Here is a 9,148-nt window from a genome sequence, read left to right as displayed (position 1 = left end):
ATAAGAGACAGACCAAAGCCACCGCCCCCACCCCAGCCGCCACCGCCCCACCCGGTGTTGCGGGCAAAGCGTCCGGCACGGCCGGAAGACAGACTGATCAGCAGGCCGATCACCCCGGCCACGCCACTGGCCAGCCACAACGAGGTGAACAGGAACGCGGCTACGGCCGCGCCGCCGCCGCCGAGCACCGCGCGCAACGGGCGTGGCAGTCCGCCCAGCAGGGTGCGCAGGAAGGTGCCGACGAAGAAGCCGATCATCAGCGCCACCGGCCAGACATCTCCGCTGCTTTCGCCACGGGTGCGGTGGTCGCTGACCGGCGGCGGCAGTTCTTCGCCGTCAATCAGCTTGACCAGCGCCCCGGTGGCGTCGGTCAGGCCGCCGGCATAGTCGTTGCTGCGGAACTTCGGGGCGATGTATTCCTGGATCACCCGATTGGCAATGGCATCGGGGATCGCGCCTTCCAGCCCGTACCCGGGCTCGATGCGCACCCGCCGGTCGTCCTTGGCCACCACCAGCAGCACACCATCGTCCACGCCCTTGCGGCCGATCTGCCACTGCTCGAACACCCGCTGGGTGTACTGGGCAATGTCTTCGGGCGCGGTGCTGGGCACCATCAGGATCTGCAGCTGGCTGCCCTTGCGCTGCTGCAGGGCCAATGCCTGGTCCACCAACGCCTGCCTGCTGGCCGCATCCAGGGTGCCGGTGGTGTCCACCACCGGCGAATCCATGGCCGGGATCGCCGCCGGGTTCTGCGCCCATGCGACTGGGCCCGGCCACAGCAAGGCCAGGCTCAGCACCAGCCACCACGCCGATGCACGCAGCCGAAGGGCGCTCATCGGCTTAGTTCGCCGGTTGCGGCGGAGCCTGCTGCTGCGGAGCCGGAGCCGGAGCAGGTGCAGGCGGCTGATTGCCGAACTTCACCGACGGCGGCTGCGAGATCTGCGCCTCGTTTTCCACCGTGAAGTTCGGCTTGGTGTCATAGCCGAAGATCTTGGCGGTGATCAGCTGCGGGAACGAGCGGATGTAGGTGTTGTAGTCCTGCACCAGCTGGATGTAGCGGCCACGCGCCACGGTGATGCGGTTCTCGGTGCCTTCCAGCTGCGCCTGCAGGTCGCGGAAGCCCTGGTCGGATTTCAGGTTCGGGTAGTTCTCGGTCACCACCAGCAACCGCGACAGCGCGCCGCTCAGTTCGCCCTGGGCGGCCTGGAACTGCTTCAGCGATTCGGCATCGTTGGCGTTGACGTTCATCTGACCGACGCGGGCGCGGGCGTTGGTGACGTCGGTCAGCACCTGGCGCTCCTGGTTGGCATAGCCTTCCACGGTCTGCACCAGGTTGGGGATCAGGTCGGCGCGGCGCTTGTACTGGTTGAGCACTTCGGCCCAGCCTGCCTTTACCTGTTCATCTTTCTGCTGGATGGAGTTGTAGCCACAGCCGGACAGCAACACGGCAAGGGTGGCCAGGAACATCATTCGGGTGAACGATTGCATGACCGGCTCCGGATTCAGGGGTTTGCGCGCCGGAGGATTCCATGAATGGGGTTAATTCCCCGTAATGGCAAAGGGCCGCCCAGTGGGCGACCCTTTGTGGTGTATCCGTCGCAGGTACCGACCAACGGTCGGTACCTACCCGGTGGTCGGTCCAACCCGGTGGTAGGTGCCGACCGTTGGTCGGCACAGGTGTCAGGTCACCAGTTGCCCGCACCCGGCACGTTGTGCGCCACCGCGCGGCGGCGCATCAGCAGGTTCAGCCACTCCACCAGCACCGAGAAGCCCATCGCGGCGTAGATGTAGGGCTTGGGCACGTGCACGTCCAGGCCGTCCAGGATCAGCACCGCACCAATGAGCAGGATGAAGGCCAGGGCCAGCATCTTCACGGTCGGGTTGGCGTCGATGAAGCGGCCCAGCGGGTTGGCGGCCAGCAGCATGACCGCCACTGACAGCAGGATCGCCGCCACCATCACCGGGATGTGGTCGGCAATGCCGACCGCGGTGATCACCGAATCCAGCGAGAACACGATGTCGATGATGGCAATCTGCAGGATGACCATGCCGAACACGGCCGAGGCCTTGGTGGTGGTGGGATCTTCGTCTTCACCGCCGGTGATCAGCTCGCGGATTTCCATGCCGCCCTTGATGATCAGGAACAGGCCACCCAGGATCAGCACCAGGTCGCGGATGGAGATGCCCATGCCGGCCACGGTGAACAGGTTGGCTTCCATGTGCGCCAGGTAGGCCAGCGACACCAGCAGGGCAATACGGGTGATGCAGGCCACCGCGATGCCCAGCTTCCGGGCGAACGGCCGGCGGTGTTCCGGCAGCTTGCTCACCGCGATGGAGATGAACACCAGGTTGTCGATGCCCAGCACGATTTCCAGTGCGCTCAGGGTCAGCAGGGTCAACCAGACGTTGGGATCGGACAGCAGCTCAACAAACATGGACATACATCCTTACAAAGGGAAATGACGCCTGGGGTGCGTCAGAAAAGCCGCGGGGCCAGCACCAGGCCCCAGCACAGCAACACGTTCATCATCAGCACGAACACCGCCGCCGAGCCCATGTCCTTGGCCCGGCCCGCCAGCTCGTGGATCTCCGGCCCGTAGCGCTCGATCACCGCCTCGATCGCCGAATTGGCCAGCTCCATGGCCAGCACCAGCAGCATCGAGCCGATCATCAGCGCTCGCTCGACCGGGGTGTCGCCCAGCCACAGCGCCAAGGGAGCCAGCACCACCAGCAGGTAGACCTCCAGCCGGAACGAGGACTCGTGCAGCCAGGCCGCGCGCAGGCCCTGCCAGGACCACACCGCGGCCTTGAAGATGCGCTTGGGGCCGCGCGGCATATGACCAAAGGCGTCAGGCATGCGGAACAGCTCCATCCGTGGGGGTGCGGCGGGTAAGGGTCATGGGTGAGGCAGGAAGCGACAAGATAGTCGTCCATTTTGCCACAAAGGGCGGGACCGGCCGGTAGCGCCGGCCTTCGGTCGGCCCGGGGGTACCATGGAGGAGCCTCAAACACGGAGCTGTTCATGAACCATCGCCTCACCCGCCCCCTGCTGCTCGCCCTGGCGCTCACCGCCGCCCTGCCCGTCGCCGCGCTCACCCCGCTGGCTCCGCCGCAGGTGCCCGAACAGGTCTCGAACGTCTCCTGGGCCCAGGACATGGTCCAGTTTGCCAAGGCTGACCAGGCGACCCCGCCGGCCAAGGGCGGCATCCTGTTCATCGGCAGCTCGTCGATCCGCATGTGGGACACCCTGGCCGCAGACTTCCCGGGCCAGAAGGTGATCAATCGGGGCTTCGGCGGCTCGGAAGTGCGCGACAGCACCTGGTACGCCGACCGCATCGTGACGCCGTATGCCCCGTGCAAGGTGTTCTTCTACGCCGGCGACAACGACCTCAACAGCGGTCGCAGCCCGCAGCAGGTCCGCGACGACACCGTGGCCTTCGTCAACCGCGTCCACCGCGACCTGCCGCAGACCACCGTGGAGATCATCTCGATCAAGCCCAGCCCCTCGCGCGCCAACCTGCTGCCGGCCGTGCGGGAAGCCAACGCGCTGGTGCGCGAGGCCCTGAAGGGAGTGCCGCGCACCGGCTTCAACGACATCTACACCCCGATGCTCGGTGCCGACGGCCAGCCCCAGGCCAGCCTGTTCCGCGAGGACATGCTGCACATGAAGCCGGAAGGCTATGCGATCTGGCGCAAGGCGCTGGCTCCGAAGGTCGAGTGCGGTAGCTGATGCTTTGATGGTGGCGGGGCATGCACGGTTGCACTCCCCGCCACTCGTCATCCTAGGAATCATCGGAATTTGAAAGTTTCTCTGCGTAGTGCCCTTGACACTCCCATCCCCACATGAGAGCTCAAGACACCCATGGATTTACTCGGTATCGCTGCCCGCGTCGCCCATCTCCATCCCATCGATGGGATTCGCGCCTTGATGCAGGATCCCATCAAGCCCGACGACAGCCTGATTGAAGCCGTCAAGAAGAAGCGCTACAACACGTTCGTGTCGGCGCGCACGATTCAGATGCTGCAGAACATTGCAAACGTCGAGTGCAAACTGCAGGCTTGCACGCAGGAACAAGGAACACCGGCGCAGCAACTGGAAACACTTCGCAGCAGCGAGTTCAAGGGTCTACGCGATGCCCGTTTGACACTTATCGACGTTCACTGTCATGCATCGTTCACTCGAGGCAAGCAGGCGAGCGCCGATCTCAAAGCGTTGATGGTTGATTTCCAGAATGATGTCGCCGGGGGCATTCGCCACTGGGAATCACGGCTGGAGCAGGCGGAGCTCAAAGGCGACAGCACCGGGATCGAACTTGCTACGACCTGGCTCAACGGCTCGACACACAACGGCACGCTCGCTGAAATCTCAGGCTCTGCTGTAGCGACCCAATACCCTGACGCACCCAACTCTCCGTCGGACAGCAGTGACGCATCTGGATTGCAGGAACACGCCGTTCGCCCGTGCAACGAAGCTCCGGCAGATGACCCGTACGACGACGCGACCTCGGAATACAGCTCGGACTCGGACTCGGACTACCCGACTCCCGATTACTCGAGCTCGGACTGGAACTCGGACGCCGATGTGGACTCGGTATTCGCGCCGAAGCAGGTCATTGTTGGTCATTTCCGGCGTCAAGCGGCAATGGATCTCAGCGCAGACCATTTCGCTGGGCCTGGATCGGTGATTGAAACCGGCGAGATGAAGAACGGCCTGAACCTGCGCCGCACGCCCTGGCAGATGGTGCTGGCAGAGGATGTGGTGGCCCGACTGCAGGGGCAGTGCGAGCTGAAAGCGCACTTGGTCGCGCAATCGAGCAGGGAAGTCGAGATGGACGCAGAGACACCGAACGAAGATGACTTCTTTGGTGTCGAAACTGACGCTCCAACCGAGAACACGCCACGCGCAGAGGCTCACAATCTGAACTACCGCATCGCGCTGTCGAGCGTAGAGTCTGTGTATTACACAGGTGAGCCACTGCCGGCGCATGTACCGCCGGTGCCGAACGTACACGTCGCAACGGACGCTGTACCGAACGATGATCAGCGCCGATCCGGCGCGGCTGCCTGGCAACCGGTGCGGGAACGAATCGCCGAATGGGAGCAGCGCATCCAGCGTTGAGATGCCCGGCCCCTGCACCGGGAGGGCACTGTCGCCTCAGCGATAGATAATCGTCGCCTGCGTTCCGACGCCCGGCTCGCTGGTCAGCGTGATCTTCCAGCCAAACCGGTCGCACAGCCTGCGTACGATCGACAACCCCAGCCCGGTCCCCTGTGGCCGGCTGGGTTCGGCGCGGTAGAACGGCTCGAACGCGCGTGCCAGCGCTTCCGGTGACATGCCAATGCCGGTGTCACGTACCACCACGCGATCATCGTGCACGTCCACGTCGATACGGCCTTCATCGGTGTAGCTGCAGGCGTTGCGCAGCAGGTTGCTCACCACCACCTGCAGCACGCGCGGTGGCGCGTGCAGTTCTACCGGGCCGTCACTGTGCAGATGGATGTGCACGGGGCGGCCTGCGATCAGCTCACGCGCGTTGTCCACCTCGTAGCGCACGATGTCGTTGACATCGAACAGCTCGATCTGCGGCTCCACATCGGCTTCGCGGGCCAGGATCAGGAAGGCGTCGATCACCGCTTCCATGTCGCGCCCCGCGCGCTGGATGCGATGCAGGCTGCGCTTCAGGCGCGGATTGATGTCCTGGTCGCCCAGCGCCATGTCGCTGGCCACGCGGATCACCGTCAGCGGCGTGCGCAGCTCGTGGCTGGCATCGCGGGTAAAGTTGCGCTCTCGCGCGACATGGGCGGTGACCTTGGTGGCGAGCGAATGCAGTGCCGCAGCAAGCTGACGGGTTTCGCCCTGCATGTCGGCGGGCAACTTGTCCGGGTCCAGGTCGGCCGCTTCCGGGTGGCCCGGGTTCCAGCGTGAGACGCGACGCGCCAGCCAGTTCACCGGCGACACCAGCCGGCTGCTGGCGCGATAGGTCACCCAGCTGGCCCCGTACACGGCAAGCAGGGTGAGCAGCACCGGCACGATGCCGAACCAGAACGCCAGCATTTCCGCGCGCGAACGCAGGAACACCAGGTAGAGGCGACCTTCCGGACGGGCGTCCACCAGCACCAGCTGGTCGTCGGACTTCAGTTCGTGGAAACCCGGTGGCAGGGCGCGCAGGTTGGCCGGCAGACTCAATGGCGAACGCCCGGTTTCGAGCAGATAGCCACGGATGTTGCGGGTATTGGGCGGCGGCTGCGCGGCGGAGGCCGCATGCAGGTCCCAGAAATAGGCAGCTTCCTCGCGCAATGCACCACTGACCAGGCTGTGCTTGATCACCAGCGACACCAGCCACGCGCCCAGCAGGATCCCCAGGCTGGCCAGCACTGCCTGCAGGATGAAAGCGATACGGATCTTGCGCGGCAGGCCGTGCGGCATTACGGGGTCCAGGGCGGCTCGCCGCGATTATAGAAAGGCCGGTCGTGATTCGGTCGTGCAGGCAGCACGCAGGGCCCGGTCATGGCCGGGCCCTGGACGTGCGGTGAGGCGTGCTCGCCTCCTGCCTGCTTGCACTGCACTGCGTTGATGCGCAGCTCAGCTCATCGGCTGCTGGATATCGGCAATGCGATAGCCGGCGCTCTGCACGGTGTGCAGCAGCGGACGGTCAAACGGCTTGTCGATGATCTTGCGCAGGTTGTACAGGTGGCTGCGCAGCGTGTCCGAGTCCGGCAGGCCGTTGCCCCAGATCTCCCGCTCGATTTCCTGGCGGGTCACCACGCGGGGCGATTCGCGCATCAGGATGGTCAGCAGGCGCAGACCGATCGGCGAAAGCTGCAGTTCGGTACCGGCACGGGTCGCGCGCATGCTGACCGGGTCGAGCACAAGATCAGCGACCTTGAGCACTTCCGACCCCACCTGGCGACGTTCGCGGCGGATCAGGGCACGCAGGCGTGCTTCCAGTTCCTGGATGGCGAACGGCTTGGTGAGGTAGTCATCGGCACCGAAACCCAGGCCGGTGAGCTTGTCGTCCAGCGTGTCGCGCGCGGTCAGCATGAGCACCGGCGTCGACTTGCGGGCGTCGTTGCGCAGCCGGCGGCACACTTCAATGCCGTCCAGACGCGGCAGCATCAGGTCCAGCACCACCACGTCGTAGCTGTTCTCTGCCGCGAGCCGGTAGCCGTCCAGCCCGTCCTGGGCATAGTCGACCTCGAACCCACGTCCTTCCAGATATTCCCCGATCATCTCGGAGATGCTGCGGTTGTCTTCCACCACCAGCACCAGGCCGGAGGTCTCCTTTGTCTGACGCATGGGTTTCCCTCTTTCTTCAGCTTTGTGAAACATGCCGCATCGGCAGTAGACGCGGTGTGAAGTTTTTAGACAAGGGGAAATTTCCGGCTACAGAAGGGGCTTGAGCACGGGCCAGACGTTGTCCAGCACCTTCGGCTGGGCGGCAGCGGTCGGGTGGAGGCCATCTGCCTGCATCAGGCCGGGCTGCAGGGCCACGCCCTCAAGCAGGAAGGGCACCAGCGGCACCTTGTACTGGCTGGCCAGGTCCGCGTAGGTCCTGCGCAGGCGGTCCCGGTACGCCGGTCCGTAGTTCGGCGGCACGTCGATGCCCAGCAGCAGCACCTTGGCCCCGCTCGCCTGGCTTGCCGTGATCATCTTTTCGAGGTTTCCGCGCAGCTGCGCCGGGGTCAGCCCGCGCAGGGCATCATTGCCGCCCAGCTCGATCACCACCACCGCGGGGCGGTGCTTCTGCAGCAGTGCGGGAAGGCGGGTCAGTGCACCGGCGGTGGTTTCGCCGCTGATGCTGGCGTTGACGACCGTCGGCGGCGGCTTGACCTGCTGGTTGACCCGCTGCTGAAGCAGGTTCACCCACCCCGATGCCGCCGGGATATTGTGGGCGGCACTGAGGCTGTCGCCGACCACCAGCACCACCTTGGCCGGTGCCGGACCTTTGGCACACGCCAGCGCCGGCACCAGCAGCAACCATGCCAGCAGCCACATCGTCGCGGCCATCCGGCCCTTGTTCATTGCTTCGTACATCGGAGAATCCTCATCGACAGCCTGTCCCCCCGCAGCGCGCCGGTTGCCATTACCGCCCACAACGTCGGCAAGTCCGCCCGTGGCCCAGAAGGTGAAGTGCACATCCTGGACAACATAGACATGACCGTGCATGAAGGCCAGAGCGTGGCCATTGTCGGCGCGTCTGGTTCAGGCAAGACCACCCTGCTCGGCCTGCTGGCCGGGCTGGACCTGCCAAGCCGTGGGCAGATCAGCCTGGCCGGGGCGAGCTTGAGCGAGCTGGACGAGGAGGCCCGTGCGCAGCTGCGCGCGCGGGAGGTGGGCTTCGTGTTCCAGAGCTTCCATCTGCTGCCGGCGCTGACCGCCGAGGAGAACATCGCCCTGCCGCTGGAGCTGGCGGGGCGCGAGGATCCGGCGCGGGTACGCGAGGTGCTGGAACAGGTCGGGCTGAGCCATCGTGCCCGCCATTACCCGCGCCAGCTGTCCGGCGGTGAGCAGCAGCGCGTGGCGCTGGCGCGTGCGTTCGTGGCCCGGCCGCGCATTCTGTTCGCCGACGAACCCACCGGCAGCCTGGACCAGAGCACCGGCCAGCAGATCAGCGACCTGCTGTTCGCGCTCAATGCCACCAGCGACACCACCTTGGTGCTGGTCACCCACGACCTGCGCCTGGCCCAGCGCTGCGAGCACATCTACCGTCTGGACCAGGGCCGCCTGGTCGATGCCGACGGGCTGCACGCATGAACGTGCTGCGGCATGCCGGGCGCGCCCTGCGCCGCGAGTTCCTGGCCGGCGACCTGCTGACCGTATTCGCCGCGCTGGTACTGGGCGTGGCGGTGATGACGGCGGTCGGCACGCTGGTCAACCGGGTCACCCTGGCCCTGACCAGCAGCGCGGCAGAAATGCTGGGCGGCGACCTTGGACTGGGCGCGCGCCAGGACGTGCCGGAAAACTTCGCCGAAGAGGCGCAACGGCGCGGCCTGAAGACCACGCGCATGGTCAGCTTCCCCAGCGTGCTGTTCCACGGCGAAGCCAGCCAGATGGCCAACATCAAGGCGGTCAGCGCAGGTTATCCATTGCGCGGGCAGCTGCAGGTCAGCCGCACGGCCGGCGGGGCCGCGGAAAGCGCGGGCACCC

The 9,148-nt window shown here is 65.5% G+C and carries 10 protein-coding genes and 1 pseudogene; 4 read left to right on the top strand and 7 right to left on the bottom strand.

Going from position 1 to position 9,148, the window contains the following annotated elements:
- The 4 genes from EGJ34_RS18600 to EGJ34_RS18585 form a co-directional block, all read right to left on the bottom strand.
- On the bottom strand, nucleotides 1–836 hold an 836-nt coding region (locus EGJ34_RS18600), incomplete at its 3' end, for a TPM domain-containing protein (RefSeq protein WP_125361947.1).
- A 4-nt stretch (nucleotides 837–840) separates the two neighbouring features.
- Nucleotides 841–1,488, bottom strand: coding sequence for a LemA family protein (locus tag EGJ34_RS18595; RefSeq protein WP_125361946.1), 648 nt, complete (start codon nucleotides 1,486–1,488; stop codon nucleotides 841–843).
- Nucleotides 1,489–1,685: 197 nt separating this feature from the next.
- Nucleotides 1,686–2,435: a TerC family protein gene (locus EGJ34_RS18590; RefSeq protein WP_125361945.1), complete on the bottom strand. Its 750-nt coding sequence runs from the start codon at nucleotides 2,433–2,435 to the stop codon at nucleotides 1,686–1,688.
- 41 nt (nucleotides 2,436–2,476) lie between these two features.
- The gene (locus EGJ34_RS18585) at nucleotides 2,477–2,857 is read right to left on the bottom strand and encodes a diacylglycerol kinase (protein WP_125361944.1); all 381 of its coding nucleotides are present in this window, start codon (nucleotides 2,855–2,857) and stop codon (nucleotides 2,477–2,479) included.
- 165 nt (nucleotides 2,858–3,022) lie between these two features.
- On the opposite strand from EGJ34_RS18585, the gene EGJ34_RS18580 reads away from it, so the two are divergent.
- Both EGJ34_RS18580 and EGJ34_RS18575 read left to right on the top strand, forming a co-directional pair.
- Nucleotides 3,023–3,730 carry an SGNH/GDSL hydrolase family protein gene (locus EGJ34_RS18580; protein ID WP_125361943.1) on the top strand — a complete coding sequence of 236 codons (708 nt, stop codon included), beginning with the start codon at nucleotides 3,023–3,025 and terminating at the stop codon, nucleotides 3,728–3,730.
- Between the two features lie 132 nt (nucleotides 3,731–3,862).
- Entirely contained in the window at nucleotides 3,863–5,119 is a 1,257-nt protein-coding gene (locus EGJ34_RS18575) for a hypothetical protein (protein WP_125361942.1), read from the top strand.
- 36 nt (nucleotides 5,120–5,155) lie between these two features.
- On the opposite strand, the gene EGJ34_RS18570 is transcribed toward EGJ34_RS18575, so the two are convergent.
- From EGJ34_RS18570 to EGJ34_RS18560, 3 genes are all read right to left on the bottom strand, one after another.
- Nucleotides 5,156–6,427 carry a HAMP domain-containing sensor histidine kinase gene (locus EGJ34_RS18570; protein WP_125361941.1) on the bottom strand — a complete coding sequence of 424 codons (1,272 nt, stop codon included), beginning with the start codon at nucleotides 6,425–6,427 and terminating at the stop codon, nucleotides 5,156–5,158.
- Between the two features lie 156 nt (nucleotides 6,428–6,583).
- A complete protein-coding gene (locus EGJ34_RS18565) occupies nucleotides 6,584–7,297 on the bottom strand; it encodes a response regulator transcription factor (protein ID WP_185750243.1) in 714 nt (237 codons plus the stop codon).
- Nucleotides 7,298–7,384: 87 nt separating this feature from the next.
- On the bottom strand, nucleotides 7,385–8,035 hold the full coding sequence (locus EGJ34_RS18560; RefSeq protein ID WP_185750242.1) for an arylesterase: 651 nt from the start codon (nucleotides 8,033–8,035) through the stop codon (nucleotides 7,385–7,387).
- 120 nt (nucleotides 8,036–8,155) lie between these two features.
- Here EGJ34_RS18560 and EGJ34_RS18555 point away from each other — a divergent pair, with 120 nt between their 5' ends.
- Nucleotides 8,156–8,755, top strand: coding sequence for an ATP-binding cassette domain-containing protein (locus EGJ34_RS18555; RefSeq protein ID WP_125361939.1), 600 nt, complete (start codon nucleotides 8,156–8,158; stop codon nucleotides 8,753–8,755).
- Nucleotides 8,752–9,148, top strand: a pseudogene (locus EGJ34_RS18550) (oxidoreductase); the annotation flags it as partial. The gene EGJ34_RS18555 and the pseudogene EGJ34_RS18550, both read left to right, overlap by 4 nt.

This window comes from Stenotrophomonas sp. 278 (genome assembly GCF_003935715.1).
GTDB classification, from domain to species: domain Bacteria; phylum Pseudomonadota; class Gammaproteobacteria; order Xanthomonadales; family Xanthomonadaceae; genus Stenotrophomonas; species Stenotrophomonas maltophilia_AH.
This window is presented reverse-complemented; position numbering and strand designations above follow the sequence as displayed.

Bases quoted from the DNA above. Each gene is read 5' to 3' on its own strand.
- EGJ34_RS18590 (WP_125361945.1), bottom strand. From the start codon at position 2,435: ATGTTTGTTGAGCTGCTGTCCGATCCCAACGTCTGGTTGACCCTGCTG.
- EGJ34_RS18580 (WP_125361943.1), top strand. From the start codon at position 3,023: ATGAACCATCGCCTCACCCGCCCCCTGCTGCTCGCCCTGGCGCTCACC.
- EGJ34_RS18565 (WP_185750243.1), bottom strand. From the start codon at position 7,297: ATGCGTCAGACAAAGGAGACCTCCGGCCTGGTGCTGGTGGTGGAAGAC.
- EGJ34_RS18560 (WP_185750242.1), bottom strand. From the start codon at position 8,035: ATGTACGAAGCAATGAACAAGGGCCGGATGGCCGCGACGATGTGGCTG.
- EGJ34_RS18555 (WP_125361939.1), top strand. From the start codon at position 8,156: ATGACCGTGCATGAAGGCCAGAGCGTGGCCATTGTCGGCGCGTCTGGT.
- EGJ34_RS18585 (WP_125361944.1), bottom strand. From the start codon at position 2,857: ATGCCTGACGCCTTTGGTCATATGCCGCGCGGCCCCAAGCGCATCTTC.
- EGJ34_RS18575 (WP_125361942.1), top strand. From the start codon at position 3,863: ATGGATTTACTCGGTATCGCTGCCCGCGTCGCCCATCTCCATCCCATC.
- EGJ34_RS18570 (WP_125361941.1), bottom strand. From the start codon at position 6,427: ATGCCGCACGGCCTGCCGCGCAAGATCCGTATCGCTTTCATCCTGCAG.
- EGJ34_RS18595 (WP_125361946.1), bottom strand. From the start codon at position 1,488: ATGCAATCGTTCACCCGAATGATGTTCCTGGCCACCCTTGCCGTGTTG.